This is a genomic window from Kitasatospora sp. NPDC059462, assembly GCF_042749955.1.
Classification (GTDB): Bacteria; Actinomycetota; Actinomycetes; order Streptomycetales; family Streptomycetaceae; genus Kitasatospora.
The window spans coordinates 1-15,704 of sequence record NZ_JBHYUU010000185.1 but is presented as its reverse complement, the minus strand read 5'-3'; the positions used below and the strand labels follow the sequence as shown (position 1 = coordinate 15,704).

Below are 15,704 nucleotides of genomic sequence, written 5' to 3'. Positions count from 1 at the left end.
GTCGTGGCCCGAGTGCTGGGCCGGTGACAGCCGCCGACATGGCACCCGACGCCGACGCCGACGCCGCCGCCGCCGACGCCGACGCCGCCGCCGACGACGCCGACGCCGCCGCCGACGTGATCGTGGTCGGCGCCGGCTTCACCGGCCTGGCCGCCGCGCACGAACTCGCCCTCGCGGGCCTGCGCTGCCGGGTCGTCGAGTCGGCCGACCGGATCGGCGGACTGGCCGCCACCTTCCCGGTCGGCGGGCGGGAGCTGGAGCGGTTCTACCACCACTGGTTCGACTCCGACCGCGAGATCTTCCGGCTCTGCGCGGAACTCGGCTGCGCCGACCTGATCGAACGCCACCCCACCCGTACCGGTGTCTACCACGCCAACGCGGTCTACCGCCTCTCCAGCCCGCTCGACGTGCTGCGCTTCGCCCCGCTGCCCCCGGCCGACCGGGTGCGGCTCGGACTGTCCGCCCTGCGGGCCGGCCGGGTGCGGCACTGGCGGGAGCTGGAGTCGCTCACCGCCGAGCAGTGGCTGGTCCGGCTGGGCGGGCGCCGGGCCTTCGAGGTGGTCTGGCGCCCGCTGCTGGAGGGCAAGTTCGGCTCCTACGCCCCCCAGGTCGGCGCCACCTGGATGTGGACCAAACTGCACCTGCGGGGCGGCAGCCGCTCCCGCTCGGGCCGCGAGGTGCTGCACTACCTGCGCGGTGGCACCGCCGTCCTGCTCGACGCCTGGCGCGCACGCCTCCGGGACCTGGGCGTGGACCTGCGCACCGGCACCCCGGTCGACGAGGTGCTGGTCGACGGGCGCGGCGTGACCGGCGTCCGGGCGGGCGGGCGGACCCTGCGCGCGCCCCGGGTCCTGGTGACCACCGCACCCGCACTGCTGGCCGGCATGCTCGACGGCGCGGCCGGCGCCCACCCCGCCCTGCCGGGGCTGGTCCGGCGGCTGCGCGCCGTCCCGTACCTCGCCAACCTCTGCCTGGTCCTGGAGAACCGCCGCGCCCTGTCCGACACCTACTGGCTCAACGTCACCGACCCGGCGTTCCCCTACGTCGGCGTCATCGAGCACACCAACCTCGACCCGCCGGACCGCTACGGCGGCCGGCACCTCGTCTACCTGTCGAAGTACCTCCCGGTCGACGCCGCGCTGTACCGGATGAGCGACGAGGAGGTCTACCGCCACAGCCTGCCCCACCTGCGGCGGATGTTCCCGGGCTTCCGCGAGGACTGGGTGCGCCGCCACCACGTCTGGCGGGCGGAGCACGCCCAGCCGGTGATCACCACCGACTACTCCCGCAGCGTCCCCGGGGTCGAGTGCGCCGTACCCGGCCTCTACCTGTCGAGCATGGCGCAGGTCTTCCCCGAGGACCGCGGCACCAACTACGCCGTGCGGCACGGCCGCGCCGCCGGACGGCTCATCGCGGACCGGATCCGCACCCGCGAACACGCGCAACCGCGCACGGCACCGACCGAGGAGGCGGTATGAACGACCTGCTGGACATCGCGGCCGCCGAGCAGCTGACCGGGGACCAGGTGCACGCGCTCTACCGGAGCTTCGTCAGCCGCAGCCAGGTCTCCCTGGTCGGCGCGTTCGGCTTCGGCCACGACCTGGTCGAGAGCGCCGAGGGCTGCTGGATCACCCTGCGCGACGGCCGGCGCGTCCTGGACTTCACCGGCGGGATCGGCGTCCTCAACCACGGCCACAACCACCCGAGGATCCTCGCCGCCCGCCGGCGCTTCGCCGAACGCGGCCGGATGGAGGTCCACAAGAACTACCTCTCGCCCTACGTCGCGGCCCTCGGCCACAACCTCGCCCGGCTGCTCCCCGGCGACCTCAACATCAGCTACTTCCCCAACTCCGGCGCGGAGGCCGTCGAGGGCGCCGTCAAACTCGCCTACAAGTACCACGGCGGGCGGCGCGGCACCGTGCTCCACACCGACATCTCCTTCCACGGCAAACTGCTCGGCGCGGGCAGCCTCACCGCCTCGCCCGAACTCCACTTCGACTACCCGCGGATCCCCGGCACCGACTACTTCGGCTACGGCGACCTCGACTCCTTCGCCCTCGCCCTGGACCGCCACCGGGCCCTCGACGGCGGCAGCGACGTCTACGCCGTCGTGCTGGAGCCGCTCAGCGCCTCCAGCCTGCGCGAATCCTCCGGGGAGTTCCTGCGCGCGGTGCGCCGGCTGTGCACCGAGCAGGACATCGTGCTGGTCTTCGACGAGGTCTACACCGGCTGGGGCCGCACCGGCGCGCTGTTCCACTTCATGCACCACCCCGGGCTGGTCCCCGACGTCGTCACCATGTCCAAGTCCTTCGGCGGCGGCAAGGCGTCCATCGCCGGGTACGTGGCCCGCGAACCCGTCTTCCGTCGCGCCTACGACAACCTCCACGACGCCACCCTGCACAGCACCACTTACTACGGCTTCGGCGAGGAGACCGCCACCGCGCTGGAGGCCGTCGCCGTCGCCGTCGAGGACGACTACCCCGGGCGCGCCCGCAAGCTCGGCGCCGTCCTGGAGGCGGGCCTGCGCGACATCGCGGCGCGCCACCGCGCCCTGGTCGCCTCGACCGCCGGGTGCGGCGCCCTGCACGGCGTCTTCCTCAAGGCCGGACCGGCCTCGCTCGACCGCGTGCTGCCGCTGCTCCCGGCAGCACTCGGACGCGACCCGCGGCTGCGCACCAAACTGATCACCGGCGCCGTGATCTCCGCCCTCTACCGCGACCACGGCGTCCTCACCTTCTTCGGCTCCAACCACGGCCTGCCGCTGATCGTCGCGCCGCCCCTGGTCGCCGAGGAACCCGAGGCCGAAACCTTCCTGCGGGCGCTCGACGAGGTGCTCGGCCAGGGCGCGGTGCGGCTGCTCGGCCGGTTCGCCAAGGACCTCGCCACCGGGAGGCTCCGCCCGTGACGGTCGACCTCCTGCTGCGGATCTGGTCACTGCGCCACCCCGCCCTGGGTGCGCCGGGCCCCCGCGCCGCCGCCCGCGCCCACGTCGCCGGCAGCCTCGCCGCACTCGCCCCGCACTACCGGACCGGCCTGGCCCTGGCACTGCGGCTGGTGCCGGCCGCGCTCCTGCTGCTGACGGGCCGCCGCCCGGCCGGTGCCCCGCCGCCCGTCCTGCTGGCCGGGCTCCGGCGGGTGGAGCGGCTGCCGCTGCTCGGCCGGGCGGTGCGGACGGCGGAGACGCTCGCGCTCTACGGCGGGCTCGACGCCACCGCCGCCACCGGCGCGGTCACGGGCGGCGCCGTCACGGCCGACGTGGTCACCGCCGTCGTCGACCGCCCGGCCCCCGGCGCCCCGCGGCCCGGCCCCGCGCCGCGCACCGCCGACCGCAGGGTCTCCCGATGAGCCGGGCAGCGCGCCCGGTCGACTGCGACGCCCTGGTGATCGGCTCCGGCGCGGGCGGCAGCGTCGCCGCCCTCGGCCTGGCCGCGGCGGGCCGCCGGCCCGTCGTCCTCGAAGAGGGCCCGCGGGTGACCACCGCCGAGATCGCCGCCGCCACACCCGCCCAGAACCTCCGCCGCCTCTACCGCCACGCCGGCCTGGCCCCCATCCACGGCCGGCCCGTCATCGCCTTCGGCGAGGGCTGCTGCGTCGGCGGCACCACCGTCGTCAACGGCGGCCTGCTCTGGGAACCGCCCGAGGACCTGCTCGACCGCTGGGCCCGGCAGGCCGGCACCGACGGCTACCGCCGCACCGACCTGGAGCGCCACCTGCGCGAGATCACCCGCCGCCTCGGCGTCGCCGCCCAGCAGCCCGGCGCCGGCAACCGCGACTCCCGGCTGCTCGCCGACGGCGCCGACCGGCTCGGCTGGCAGTGGGCCACGGCCCGCCGCGCCGCCCCCGGCTGCTCGCACGCCAACCGCTGCCCGACCGGCTGCCCCTCGGGCGCCAAACAGAGCATGCTGCTCAGTTACCTGCCCACCGCCGAACGCCACGGCGCCCGCATCCACCCCCGCACCCGGGTCCTGCGGCTCGGCCACCGCGGCCGGACCGTCACCGAGGTCCACGCCCTCGGCCCCGACGGCGAACCGCTCACCTACCGGCCGCGCACCGTGGTGCTCGCCGCCGGGCCCGTCGGCAGCCCCGCCCTGCTCCAGCGCAGCGGCATCCACCGCCGCCACGCCGGGCGGCGCACCGCCGTCCACGTCAACCTCAAGGTCGTCGCCCGCTTCCGCGAACCCGTGCGCGCCACCCGCGGCACCATCTTCACCGCCCAGCTCCAGCACTTCCAGGACCAGGGCCTGCTGGTGATGCCCGCCAACCTCACCCCCGGCGCCCTCGCCGCCGCCCTCGCCGGCCACGACCCCGGCACCGTCGACGCCCTGCTGGCGGACCTGGACCGGGCCGCCCTGTTCACCGCCCAGGTCCGGGTGGACGGACCGGTCGCCGTCACCGTCCTGCCCGGCGGCCACACCCTGCTGCGCCACCGCCTCACCGCCGCCGACGGCCGGCTGCTGCGCACCGCGCTCCACCGCACCGCCCGCCTGCTGTTCGCCGCCGGCGCCGCCGAGGTCCACCCGCCCTTCCCCGGCCCGCCGCTGCGCACCGAGGACGAGGCCCGCCGGTGCGCCGACCACAGCGACCTCGCCCACTGGCCGCTGGTCTCCGTGCACGCCATGGCCTCCTGCCCGATGGGCGCACCCGCCCGCGGCGGACTGTGCGACCCCCTCGGCCGGCCCTACGGCTTCGACAACCTCCACCTCTGCGACTCCTCGGTGCTCCCGGGCGCGACCGGCATCAGCCCCCAGGGCACCGTGATGGCCTTCGCCCACGAGATCACCGAACGCCTGCTGAACCCCACCCGACGGGAGAACACAGGATGACGCACGACCAGAAACCCCACCGGCCCCCGGGCGTGATCGAACCGGACGGCCCGGAGATCACCTGCGACCTCGCGATCCTCGGCTCCGGCATGGGCGGGGCCACCCTCGCCTACGCCCTGCGCGACTCCGGCGCCCGGATCCTCGTCGTCGAACGCGGCGACTTCCTGCCGCGCGAACAGCAGAACTGGAACCCCGAAGCCGTGTTCGTCCGCGGCCGCTACCGCAACGGCGACCAGTGGCAGGACGCCCGGGGACAGCGCTTCCAGCCCGGCGTCCACTACTACGTCGGCGGCAACACCAAGGTCTACGGCGCCACCCTCCCGCGCTTCCGCGAGAGCGACTTCGGCCCGGTCGCCCACGCCGAGGGCGACGCGCCCGGCTGGCCGGTCGACTACGCCGACCTGGAACCCCACTACGGCCGGGCCGAGGACCTCTACCGGGTGCACGGCACCCGCGGCGAGGACCCCACCGACCCCTGGCGCTCCACCGACTACCCCCACCCGGCCGTCGAGCACGAGGACGCCGTCGCCGACCTCGCCCACCGTCTGCGCGGCCAGGGCCTGCGCCCCTTCCACCTGCCGACCGGCATCGACCTGCGCGAGGGCGGCGACTGCGTGCGCTGCGCCACCTGCGACAGCTTCCCCTGCCTGCTCGGCGCCAAGAGCGACGCCGACGTCCGCGCGCTGCGCCCCGCCCTGGCCTCCGGCGGCGTCCGGCTGCTGACCCGCACCCTGGTCGGCCGGCTGCGCACCGACCCCACCGGACGGCGGGTGACGCACGCGGTGGCGACCCGGGACGGCACGGAGCTGACGATCCGCGCCGGGCGCTTCGTCCTCGCCTGCGGGGCCGTCAACACCGCGGCGCTGCTGCTTCGTTCGGGCCTCGCCAACGGCTCCGGCCGGGTCGGCCGCAACTACATGGTGCACAACAGCACCTTCCTGGTGGCCGCCGACCCCGCCCGCCGCAACCGGGCGGTCTTCCAGAAGACCCTGGGCCTGAACGACTGGTACCTCGCCGAGGGCGGCCGGGCCCCGCTGGGCAACGTCCAGATGCTCGGCAAGCTCCAGGAGCCGATGGTGCGCGCGGCCCGGCCCCACGTGCCCGCCGCGGTCCGCCGCTTCGTCACCGACCGCAGCCTCGACCTCTACCTGACCAGTGAGGACCTGCCTACCCCGGACAACCGCGTCGTCCTGGACGCGTCCGGGCGGATCACCGTGCACTGGCGGCCCAACAACCTCGGTGCCCACCACGAGCTGGTCCGGCGCACCACCCGCTCGCTGCGGGCGGCCGGCTACCCGCTGGTGTTCACCCGGCGGATGGGCATCGAGACCAACTCCCACCAGTGCGGCACGGCCGTGATGGGGGCCGACCCGGCCACCAGCGTGGTCGACCCGGCGGGCCGCACCCACGAGCACGACAACCTCTGGGTCGCGGATTCCTCGGTCTTCTGCTCGTCGGCGGCGGTCAACCCGGCCCTGACCATCGCCGCCAACGCCTTCCGGATCGCCGGGGGAGTGCTGGTCTGATGTCGCGCTAGCCGGTCCGGTCCGCGGCCGGGTCCAGCAGGTCGCGGGCCAGCAGGCCGGCCCCCAGGCAGCCGGCCTCGTAGGCGAGCTCGGCGGGCCGCACCTCGGGCATCGCCTGGAAGGCCAGCCGGGCGGCGAGCCGCTCGCGCAACGGGTCGAACAACAGCTCGCCCGCCCCCGCCAGTCCGCCGCCCAGCACGATCGCCGACGGGTCGAAGAGGGTGACGGCGACGGCCAGCGACTCGGCCAGCACGTCGACCGCCTCGGACCAGACCCGCACCGCGTCCGGATCGCCCTTGCGTGCCAGCGCCGCCACCGCGGCGGCGTCCGCCGGCCCCCCGGTCCCGGTGCCGGCCAGCGCCCGGTAGTGGCGCAGCACCGCCGGCCCGCCCACGATCGTGGAGACGCAGCCGCGTTGCCCGCACCCGCAGGGCTCGCCGCCCGGCCGCACGACCAGGTGCCCGAGCTCGCCGGCCTGCCAGTGCGCGCCGCCGAAGGGCCGCCCGCCGATCATCACCGCGGCGCCGACGCCGGTGCCGATCGGCACGAAGAGGAACACCTCGTGCCCGCGGCCGGCGCCGAGCCGGGCCTCGGCGATGCCGCCGGCCCGTACGTCGTGCCCGAGCGCCACCGGCACCCCGGCGCGCTCGGCGACCAGCCGGCGCAGCGGCACGTCCCGCCAGCCGAAGGCGGCCGAGAAGACGCCGACGCCCGCCCGCTCGTCGACGATCCCGCAGCTGGCCACGCCGACCGCCCGGACCGGCGTGCCGCGCGCGGCCGCCAGGGCCTGCGACTCGGAGACGACGTCCAGCAGGGTCTCCACCACGGCCCCGGCCCCGCGCCGGGCGCCGGTGGGCCGGCGGACGGTGGTCAGTGCCGTGCCGTCCGGGTCGAGGAGGGCGGCCTTGACGACGGTGCCGCCCAGGTCCACGCCCAGGACGACACCGCCGTCCGCCGCAGGCGTCCGGGGACTCACTCGGCGAGCTGCACGGTGCTGAACGGGATGACGACGCGGTGGTTGACCTCGTCGCCGTGGACCGGGTGGCCGCCGGGGGAGAGCATCGAGTAGGCGGTCACCTTCGCCCGGTAGATCCGGATCGGGGACTCCCCGGCGAAGTCCTGCGGCGGGCGGAAGCGCCGGGCCCGGGTCGCCTCGTCCGGGTAGCGCCGCCGGTAGTACAGCTCGCAGCCCTCGGCCAGCGCCTCGCCGGCCAGGACCTCGGCCCGCGCCAGCGCGTAGAGGGCGTCGCCGCCCCCGCCGGCCGGGTTGGAGTCGTAGATCGTCAGGGAGACGACGGGGTTGGCGGCGATGTTCCGGGAGTGGAGGGTGTCCAGCCCCGACTGCCAGTAGAACCCGTCCTCGTCGTCCCAGGCGTGGGCCACCGGGGCCACCCAGGGGACGGCCTGCGGCGAGGCGGTGCCGAGGGTGAGGTAGCGGGTGGAACGGAGGAGTTCGCGTGCGGTGGTGCAGAGTTCGTCGTCCGAGCTGGGCACAGTGCCTCCGGTTCGGTGTCGGTTCGCTCCACCGGGCGTTCCTCGGCCGGGCGCCGGGACGCCGGTTCTTCGCGTACTCACTCTACCGACGCCCGGCGTCCGTCAGAAGGGGGCCGCGCCGTCGGGCGGGAGGGAACCGAGGACGGTCAGCGCCGCGCCGCCCCGGGCGGTGTTGACGATGCCGCCCGGGCTGGCCCGGCTGAAGTAGCCGAGGACGGTGCGGTCGAGGACGGCCACGCTCAGGTCCCGGGTGAGCGGGCCGAGGGTGGCGGGCTCGACGCGCTCCTGGACGAGCCACCCCCGGTGGCGCGGGTCCCGCACGAGCCCGGCCCAGTCCTGCGGGCCGTGCTCGCGCCCGATGCGCACGCCGGAGCCGAAGTAGCCGTAGGGGGCCTTGAGGACCAGCCGGGTCCGCTCGGCGAGCGCCCGCTCGACGGTGACGCCGTCGCCGAGCTTGCGGCTCCACGGCACGATCGTGCGCAGGACCGCGCGCTCGGCGGGCGGGAAGAGGTGCTCGAACCGGGGGTCGGAGAGCACCGCCAGGCAGAGCTTGTTCTCCGCCACCCACCGCTGGGCGAGGACGTTGGGGACGACCAGCTCGCCGTCGGTCACCGCCGCGCAGAACCGGTCCCAGTCCCGGACCGGAGCGGGGTCGGCCGGGATGTGCTTGAGGTAGCCCAGCCGCCGGCCCGGTCCGGGCGTGTAGTCGGAGGGCGATCGCATGGCCGTGGTCCGGCCGGTGCGCCGGAACTGCTGGGCGATCAGGTGCCGGTCGTGGCTCCTGCCCGCGGTGTGGAAGAGGTCGGCGTGCCGGGTCTGGTCGTCGGTCAGGCCCCGGGCCCGGCCGTGTTCCACCAGCCAGGCGGCGAACCAGTCCTCCGCCTCGATCCGGCCGGCCGGGACCCGCCACCGGTCGAGGAGCGCGCCGATCCCCGGCGTCCGGCGCCAGAAGCGGGCGATGGCACCCACGGTCATCATGCTGCCGGGGCTGCTGGCGTTGAACTCCAGGATCCGCGCGGTGCCCAGCCGGTCGCCGAAGAGATCCGCCCGGCAGAAGTCCACCGTCAGGGTGCCCGGGTGCGGGTGGCGCACGATCCAGCGGTGGAGGACCGGCGGCACGTCCAGGAAGCGCTGGAGGAGCGGGCTCCCGGGGTAGGCGCGCACGATCCGCTGCAGGGCGTCCACGGCGGTCAGGACGCGCCGGTGCAGCAGCGGCTCGGCCACCGGGTGCAGCACGCTGATCGCCGGCAGCACCGGGAAGGGGACGGACGGCGGGGAGGTGAGTGCGGCGATCTCCTCCGCCACCCCCCGGCGGACCGCGTCGTGCGCGGCCAGCAGCTCGGCGTGCAGGGGGTGCGCAGCCGTACCCGGGACGGCCGCGAGGTCGCGGTCCGGGTCGAGGAGCGGAAGGTCGTCCACGGCGGCTCCTCAGAGGTAGAGCGGGTGGAGACGGCCGCTGCGGGCGACGTTGAGCCGCGCCTCGTGGCCGGTGCGGACGAAGGCGGAGACCAGCCGGCCGTCGACGGCGCCGAGGGCGAGGTCGTGGTGCACGGGCGGGCCCCCGGGGCCGCCGCGCAGCCGGGGGCCGGGCAGGTACTCCTGGACCAGCCAGCCCTCCGCGGCGGCCCGGTCGACGGCCGCGGCCCAGGCGGCGCCGTCCGTCTCCGGGCCGATCACCACGCCGCGGCCGTTGGCGTCGAGCGGGCTCTTGAGGACGTACCGGTCGCGCTCGCGGGAGACCCGGCGCACCGTCGGGCCGTCGCACAGCGCCAGGTTGCGCGACCACGGGAGGCCCGGCCGCACGAGCCGGTGGTCGGCCGGGTCGAAGAGGCCGGCGAAGCCGGGGTCGGAGAGGACGGCGAGGCAGAGCTTGTTGTCACCGATCACCCGGGCGCGCAGGCCGTTCTGGACGAACAGCGCGCCCTCGCGCACGGCCCGCAGGTACGGCCCCAGGTCGCCGGCCAGCAGACCGAGGTCCCGCATACCGATCTTGGCGTAGGCGTGCCGGACGGGCTCGCCGTCCAGGGTGGCGCCGCCGTCCGGGCCGGTGCGCAGCGCGCGCGGGTCGGCGTGCAGGACGCGCACGCCGAGGGCGCCCAGGCCGTCGGCGTAGGACCGGACGGCGTTGCGGTCGGCCCGGTGCGGGTGGAGCAGCGCGACGGTGTCCGGCCGTCGGCCGCTCTCCCGCTCGGCGAGGTCGAGCAGCCAGCGGCCGGTCCACGCGGCGTCGTCGGCGGGCAGCGGGCGGGGCAGGCCGATGCCGTGGCGGGTGAGCAGCGGCCGCCAGGCGGCCCGGGCCCGGCCGGCCACGGCGAGTCCGCCCGGGCCGTTCGCGTTGGTCTCCAGCACGCCCCACCGGCCGTCGGGTTGGGGCAGCAGGTCGAGCCGCATCAGGTGCACCCGGGTGTCGCGGGCGGCCGCCGCCTGGGCGCGCAGCGACTCCGGGAGGGTGAGCACCCGGCGCAGTCGCGGGTCGTGCTCCCAGCCGGCCACGACCGCCTCGATCATCCGGTGGTAGGCGGCGGTGAAGGCCGCCAACTCCTTGCGCAGGCCCGGCCGCAGCCGCAGCGGCAGCCCGAGCGGCCGGTCGTTGCCGACGGCCGGGTCGCCCAGGGTCTGGGTGCCGGCCAGGGCCCGGCCCTCCGCCGTCGCGCCGACCGCCGTGACCTCCCGGGTGAACGTCTCGTCCAGTCCTGACCAGCTTTCACCGTCGGTGCCGATGCCGTCGGCCATCAAGCGGACCCCGCCCCTCAACTGGTGGAACGCCCGGATGGCGCACCGAGGGTAGTGGTACCGCTACCGCGCCCCAAGTAGGCATTGGTCCAGACCTATTGACGGGCCTTGCCGTCGCTCCTACGATCCGGACCGGCACATCCCCACATGTCCCCACCCAGAGCCGGGCGTCACGCCCCCACAGCGACGGTCATGCCCATGACTCCCGGCGGGAAGCGAGCACAGCATGTTCCGTCGGAGGTCGCGCACCCCACAGCCGCAGCGAGCGGTCGTGGAGCGCGCAGCGCAGACCCACCGGACCACCGGTGCCCAGCCCGGACCCAGCGTCGCCCGGCGCTCCCTCGCCGCGCTGAGCGCGGCCGTCGTCGTCGGCGCCGGCCTCGCCGTGGCCGGTACCGTCAACGCCGGGGCCGCCACCCCCAACCTGGTCGCCAACCCCGGCTTCGAGAACGGCCTTTCCGACTGGAACTGCGCGGGCGGCGTCGGCGCGGCCGTCAGCAGCCCGGTGCACGGCGGCACCTCGGCGCTCAAGGTCTCGCCGACCGGCCAGGACCAGGGCCAGTGCACCCAGACCATCAGCGTGCAGCCCAACTCCCAGTACACGCTGAGCGCCTACGTCCAGGGCAGCTACATCTACCTGGGCGCCACCGGCACCGGCCTCACCGGTTCGACGTCCACCTGGACGGCGAGCGCCGCTTCGTACAGCAAGCTCAGCACCACCTTCTCCACCGGTGCGACCACCACCTCGGTGACCGTCTTCCTGCACGGCTGGTACGGCCAGCCCGCGTTCTACGCGGACGACGTGGAGCTGGCCGGCCCCGGCGGCACCACCACCCCGCCGACCACCCCGCCCACCACCCCGCCGACGACGCCTCCCACGACGCCGCCGACCACCCCGCCGACGACGCCTCCCACGACGCCGCCGACCACCCCGCCGACCACGCCTCCGGGCTCCACCTGCCCGACGAAGCCCAAGCCGACCGGCAAGGTGCTCCAGGGCTACTGGGAGAACTGGGACGGCGCCTCCAACGGCGTGCACCCGGGCATGGGCTGGACCCCCATCACCGACCCGCGGATGGCCGCGCACGGCTACAACGTCATCAACGCCGCCTTCCCGGTGATCCTCTCGGACGGCACCGTCCTGTGGGAGGACGGCATGGACGCCAACGTCAAGGTGTCGACCCCCGCCGAGATGTGCCAGGCCAAGGCCGCCGGCGCGACCATCCTGATGTCGATCGGCGGCGCCGCCGCGGGCATCGACCTCAGCTCCAGCACCGTCGCCGACAAGTTCGTGGCGACCGTCGTCCCGATCCTGAAGAAGTACAACTTCGACGGCATCGACATCGACATCGAGACCGGCCTGTCCAGCAGCGGCAGCATCAACACCCTGTCCGCCTCGCAGGCCAACCTGATCCGCATCATCGACGGCGTGCTCGCCCAGATGCCGGCCGGCTTCGGCCTGACGATGGCCCCCGAGACCGCGTACGTCACCGGCGGCAGCGTCACCTACGGCTCGATCTGGGGCTCCTACCTGCCGATCATCAAGAAGTACATCGACAACGGCCGCCTCTGGTGGCTGAACATGCAGTACTACAACGGCAGCATGTACGGCTGCTCCGGTGACTCCTACCAGGCCGGCACCGTCCAGGGCTTCACCGCGCAGACCACCTGCCTGAACAACGGCCTGACCATCCAGGGCACCACCATCAAGGTGCCCTACGACAAGCAGGTCCCCGGCCTGCCGGCCCAGCCGGGCGCGGGCGGCGGCTACATGGCGCCGAGCCTGGTCAGCCAGTCGTGGAGCGCCTTCAGCGGCCAGCTGAAGGGTCTGATGACCTGGTCGATCAACTGGGACGGCTCGAAGGGCTGGTCCTTCGGCGACACCGTCAAGTCCCTCCAGGGCCGTTGATGTCCCGCTGAGCAGACGGACCGGGGCCCCGGGAGCGCACGCCGCTCCCGGGGCCCCGCCGTGCGCCCGGGCGCTGACGTTGAGACACTCCGGCGCAGTGACTATCGTCGTCGGGTGAGCGAGCGCGCGATGCAAGAACCGACCGTGATGGTGCTGACGGCCCTCGCGGACGAGCCCCGGCACGGCTACGCCATCGCCCAGGAGATCAAGGCGATGACCAGCGGCCGGGTCGCGCTGCGCACCGGCGCCCTGTACGGGGCACTGGACCGCCTGCTGGCCGACGGCCTGATCGGGATCGACCGCGAGGAGGTCGTCGACGGCCGCGCCCGGCGGATCTTCGCGCTCTCCTCGGCGGGGCGCGCGCGGCTGGAGACGGAGGCCGAGCGCCTGGCCGAGACGGCCCGGGAGGCCCGTCGGCGGCTGTCCGCCGCGCGGCCGTCCACCTCCGCCCCGTGATCGAGCGCCTCCTGAGGCTCTACCCCGCCGCCTACCGGCAGGCCCACGGCGGGGAGATCGCCGCGACCTTCCGGGAGATGACCGAGGGCGAGCCGTGGAGCTCGCGGCTGCGGGAGGGCGCCGGGCTGGCGGCGCACGCGCTGAGGATGCGGCTGGGGCCGGGACCGGCCGCCCCGGCCGCCCGGGTGCTCGGCCTGGCCCACCCCTTCGCGCTGGCCGCCGCGGCCGCCGCCTGCGGTCTGCACCTGCTGCGCTGGTACGCGAGCTTCGCCGCCTCGCCCGCGCCGTTCGGGGTGCAGCTGCGCGCCGACCTGTCGGGGGCGTGGGGCGCCCTGCTCGTCTCCGCGCTGCTGGTGTGCACGGGAGCGGCGTCGGCGCTGGCCGGGCGCTGGCGGGTCGGGCTGCCCTGCACGGTGGCCGGGCTGCTGGCGTTCGCCGCGGCCGCGGTGGTCAGCGGACCGGCGTTCGGCGACCCGGTGGTCACCCCGGCCGCGACGGTGCTGGCGGCGGGCGTGCTGCTGGCCTGCCCGCCGGACCGGCGCCCGGGGCGCGGAACGGCGGGCCCGGCGGGCGTGGCCGGCGCCGCGATCGCCCTGGTGATCGTGCCCCGGGCGGTCCTCGACGCCCGTCTGGTGCCCTGGGTCAGCACGGACTACGGCTGCTGGCCGCTGCTCGTGCTCGGCACGGTCGGCACCGTGCTGACCTGGCGTCACGGCCTGCGGGGCGGGCCCGCGCTGGCGGCGACGGCACTGGCGTGCCCGCCGCTGCTCGCGGACGCCCTCCTCACGGCGCGCGGCGACACGACCGCGCTCGCGGGCCTCGCCACCGTCCTGCCGGCCATCGCGGTGATCGTCCCGCTGGCCGGCCGCCTGGGCCGGTCCCGCCGCACCTCCCGCTGACCGCCCGGCCGCTGCGGCCCGCGGCGTGGGGCCGGCCGGTGGCCCGGCGCTCCTCGCGACGTCCCCGCGGCGCCCCCGGGCCGGTCCTCGCCCCGTGACTCCGCCGGGCCCTCGTGCCCTGCCCCGCGCGCCGCAACGGGAGCCGGACACGGTGGTTGACGCGGTGTCCACCGGCTGTGTACCGCCCCCGTCCACGATCCGCGTGCAGGGCCGTGCGGTCCTCCGCCCCGCCGCCGCTCACGCCGTCGGCCGGCGGGCGCCGACCCGACGGGGGCCCGCGCCACCCGGCGGACCACGCCCGCCCCGCGCCGTCAACGAGAGGAAAGCCATGCAAGCCACGCCGCACCGTTCGGGCCTCGCGCGGTACCGACCACCGCACCACCGGCCACCGCACCACCGGCCGCCTCGACGGCCGCGTTCGTGAAGCACCAGGGCTCCTACTGGTACGCGCAGTGGTACACCACCGCCACCCCCGGCACCGCCGAGGCCGACGGCGGCCGCCCGTGGAAGCGGCTGAGCCCGGTCCCGTAGGCGCCACCACCGCAGGGCCGGACGACCGCAGGACCGGAGCCGGCCGGGCACCGCCGCGACCAGCCGGCGCCCGGCCGGCTCCTCCGCTCCGTCCTCATCCGCCGCCGCCGGTGCCGGCGGGGAGGCCTGGACCTCGGCCGTCCGGGTGGCGCGGGCGCCCGGACGGCGGCGGCGCGGCCGTGGCGAGCACGCCGCTTCCTACCATCCGCACATCGAACAGCACGCTCTGTGGCTCCTCGCGGACGGTCTGAAGATCGACTGGGCCAGGATGCCGACCTACAACACGATCATGTCCGTGGCCGCCGGTGCCGGCCTGCTCCTCGTGGTCGCGCTCGGCCGCAGGTTCCTGGCACCCGGGCCGATCGCCACCCTCGACGGCTGGGCGCTGGCCTTCGGGGCGCTCGGCTTCACCCTCGTCGTCACCGGGCTGCACATGACCCTGACCTGGCCGCTCGCCGGGCAGGGCTTCCCCTTCGACAACATCATCTTCGGCGAACCCGCCCTCGCCTTCGGCGTCTTCCTGCTCTCCGCCTCCTTCTACCTCTGGAAGCGCGGCGCCGAACTGCTCGGCGAGGAGCGGGTGGCCCGCACCGCCCGGATCGCCGGGCCCGTGTCGCTGTACGTCTTCGGCATGGGCCTCGCCTGCTTCGGCATCGCCGCCGCGGGCTGGAAGTACACGCTCTTCGCGGCTCCTCCGGAGGAACCCATCTCGGGTGAGTTCTCGGACTGGCCGTGGCTGGAGGCGAGCTTCATGTCGGGGCTCTACGTGCTGGTCGGCATCGGCGCGCTGCTGTTCCCGTTGGCGCTGCGCCGTCCGGCCGCGTGGCCGGTCCCGGTGGTCGGGGTCGCCTGGGGCCTCGCCGGGCTCGCCTTCCTCGTTTTCGGCGGCCTCAACTACTTCACCCACATCGGACTGATCGTCAACACCATGTGACGCTTCCCGCGGCGTGCTCCTGAGGGAGGGTCGGTTCCCTCAACCTCTACAGTCCTGTAGATTTCAGCTGGTGGCGGCCGGCGGTACGGGCCCGACCGAGCCGCCCCCGGGTGCTCGCTCAACAGTCGTCCCGCCGGTGGATCCGGTGGCCCCGGGTCCCGGCCGCCGGCCGTACCGCAGAGACGACAGGAGTCGCAGTGAGCTCGCGCGTGATCGCGAAGATCGCCCCCGCCCTCGTACTGGCCGGGCTGGTGCTGGGTGCGCCCGGCATCGCCCAGGCCGTGCCCGCCGCCCCCCGGGCCGCCGTGGCGGCGCCGGCGGCGCAGCCGGTCCCGGCCGCCCCGGTGGCCCCGGCCGCCGGGCCCGTGGACGCCGTGCGGCCCGCCGCCGACACCGCAC

General features: G+C 75.6%; 13 protein-coding genes and 2 pseudogenes. 11 read left to right on the top strand and 4 right to left on the bottom strand.

Annotated elements, in window-relative coordinates; all coding sequences use genetic code 11:
• The 5 genes from ACFXAM_RS31950 to ACFXAM_RS31930 all read left to right on the top strand — a co-directional run.
• Positions 1-1,478, top strand: a 1,478-nt coding sequence (locus tag ACFXAM_RS31950; RefSeq protein ID WP_380296536.1) for an NAD(P)/FAD-dependent oxidoreductase, incomplete at its 5' end; no start/stop codon positions are given.
• Positions 1,475-2,905 carry an aspartate aminotransferase family protein gene (locus ACFXAM_RS31945; RefSeq protein WP_380296535.1) on the top strand — a complete coding sequence of 477 codons (1,431 nt, stop codon included), beginning with the start codon at positions 1,475-1,477 and terminating at the stop codon, positions 2,903-2,905. The genes ACFXAM_RS31950 and ACFXAM_RS31945, both read left to right, overlap by 4 nt.
• Complete coding sequence (locus ACFXAM_RS31940) at positions 2,902-3,345, top strand: hypothetical protein (protein WP_380296533.1); 444 nt, start codon at positions 2,902-2,904, stop codon at positions 3,343-3,345. The genes ACFXAM_RS31945 and ACFXAM_RS31940 overlap by 4 nt, the downstream gene beginning before the upstream one ends.
• Complete coding sequence (locus ACFXAM_RS31935; protein ID WP_380296532.1) at positions 3,342-4,823, top strand: GMC family oxidoreductase N-terminal domain-containing protein; 1,482 nt, start codon at positions 3,342-3,344, stop codon at positions 4,821-4,823. The genes ACFXAM_RS31940 and ACFXAM_RS31935 overlap by 4 nt, the downstream gene beginning before the upstream one ends.
• On the top strand, positions 4,820-6,349 hold the full coding sequence (locus tag ACFXAM_RS31930) for an FAD-dependent oxidoreductase (protein ID WP_380296531.1): 1,530 nt from the start codon (positions 4,820-4,822) through the stop codon (positions 6,347-6,349). The genes ACFXAM_RS31935 and ACFXAM_RS31930 overlap by 4 nt, the downstream gene beginning before the upstream one ends.
• A 7-nt stretch (positions 6,350-6,356) precedes the next feature.
• On the opposite strand, the gene ACFXAM_RS31925 is transcribed toward ACFXAM_RS31930, so the two are convergent.
• From ACFXAM_RS31925 to ACFXAM_RS31910, 4 genes are all read right to left on the bottom strand, one after another.
• Positions 6,357-7,325, bottom strand: coding sequence for an ROK family protein (locus ACFXAM_RS31925; RefSeq protein ID WP_380296529.1), 969 nt, complete (start codon positions 7,323-7,325; stop codon positions 6,357-6,359).
• Entirely contained in the window at positions 7,322-7,843 is a 522-nt protein-coding gene (locus ACFXAM_RS31920; protein WP_380296528.1) for a pyridoxamine 5'-phosphate oxidase family protein, read from the bottom strand. Before ACFXAM_RS31920 ends, ACFXAM_RS31925 begins: the two co-directional genes overlap by 4 nt.
• A gap of 102 nt (positions 7,844-7,945) precedes the next feature.
• Entirely contained in the window at positions 7,946-9,262 is a 1,317-nt protein-coding gene (locus tag ACFXAM_RS31915; protein ID WP_380296527.1) for a hypothetical protein, read from the bottom strand.
• A gap of 9 nt (positions 9,263-9,271) precedes the next feature.
• Positions 9,272-10,576 carry a hypothetical protein gene (locus ACFXAM_RS31910; RefSeq protein ID WP_380296525.1) on the bottom strand — a complete coding sequence of 435 codons (1,305 nt, stop codon included), beginning with the start codon at positions 10,574-10,576 and terminating at the stop codon, positions 9,272-9,274.
• A gap of 226 nt (positions 10,577-10,802) precedes the next feature.
• On the opposite strand from ACFXAM_RS31910, the pseudogene ACFXAM_RS31905 reads away from it, so the two are divergent.
• The 6 genes and pseudogenes from ACFXAM_RS31905 to ACFXAM_RS31880 all read left to right on the top strand — a co-directional run.
• Positions 10,803-11,336 (top strand): annotated as a pseudogene (locus tag ACFXAM_RS31905) (carbohydrate binding domain-containing protein); the annotation flags it as partial.
• Positions 11,337-11,528: 192 nt separating this feature from the next.
• Positions 11,529-12,485: pseudogene (locus tag ACFXAM_RS31900) on the top strand (chitinase); the annotation flags it as partial.
• A gap of 114 nt (positions 12,486-12,599) precedes the next feature.
• Positions 12,600-12,941, top strand: a complete 342-nt coding sequence (locus tag ACFXAM_RS31895) for a PadR family transcriptional regulator (protein WP_380296523.1) — start codon at positions 12,600-12,602, stop codon at positions 12,939-12,941.
• Positions 12,938-13,840: a hypothetical protein gene (locus tag ACFXAM_RS31890; RefSeq protein WP_380296521.1), complete on the top strand. Its 903-nt coding sequence runs from the start codon at positions 12,938-12,940 to the stop codon at positions 13,838-13,840. The genes ACFXAM_RS31895 and ACFXAM_RS31890 overlap by 4 nt, the downstream gene beginning before the upstream one ends.
• A 799-nt stretch (positions 13,841-14,639) precedes the next feature.
• Positions 14,640-15,305 carry a DUF981 family protein gene (locus ACFXAM_RS31885; protein WP_380296520.1) on the top strand — a complete coding sequence of 222 codons (666 nt, stop codon included), beginning with the start codon at positions 14,640-14,642 and terminating at the stop codon, positions 15,303-15,305.
• A 197-nt stretch (positions 15,306-15,502) separates the two neighbouring features.
• The coding region (locus ACFXAM_RS31880) for a hypothetical protein (protein WP_380296519.1) at positions 15,503-15,704 on the top strand (202 nt) is incomplete at its 3' end.

What these genes read in the sequence shown, in the direction of transcription:
- ACFXAM_RS31945 (WP_380296535.1), top strand. Translation starts at nt 1,475, where the DNA reads ATGAACGACCTGCTGGACATCGCGGCCGCCGAGCAGCTGACCGGGGAC.
- ACFXAM_RS31935 (WP_380296532.1), top strand. Translation starts at nt 3,342, where the DNA reads ATGAGCCGGGCAGCGCGCCCGGTCGACTGCGACGCCCTGGTGATCGGC.
- ACFXAM_RS31930 (WP_380296531.1), top strand. Translation starts at nt 4,820, where the DNA reads ATGACGCACGACCAGAAACCCCACCGGCCCCCGGGCGTGATCGAACCG.
- ACFXAM_RS31910 (WP_380296525.1), bottom strand. Translation starts at nt 10,576, where the DNA reads ATGGCCGACGGCATCGGCACCGACGGTGAAAGCTGGTCAGGACTGGAC.
- ACFXAM_RS31885 (WP_380296520.1), top strand. Translation starts at nt 14,640, where the DNA reads ATGCCGACCTACAACACGATCATGTCCGTGGCCGCCGGTGCCGGCCTG.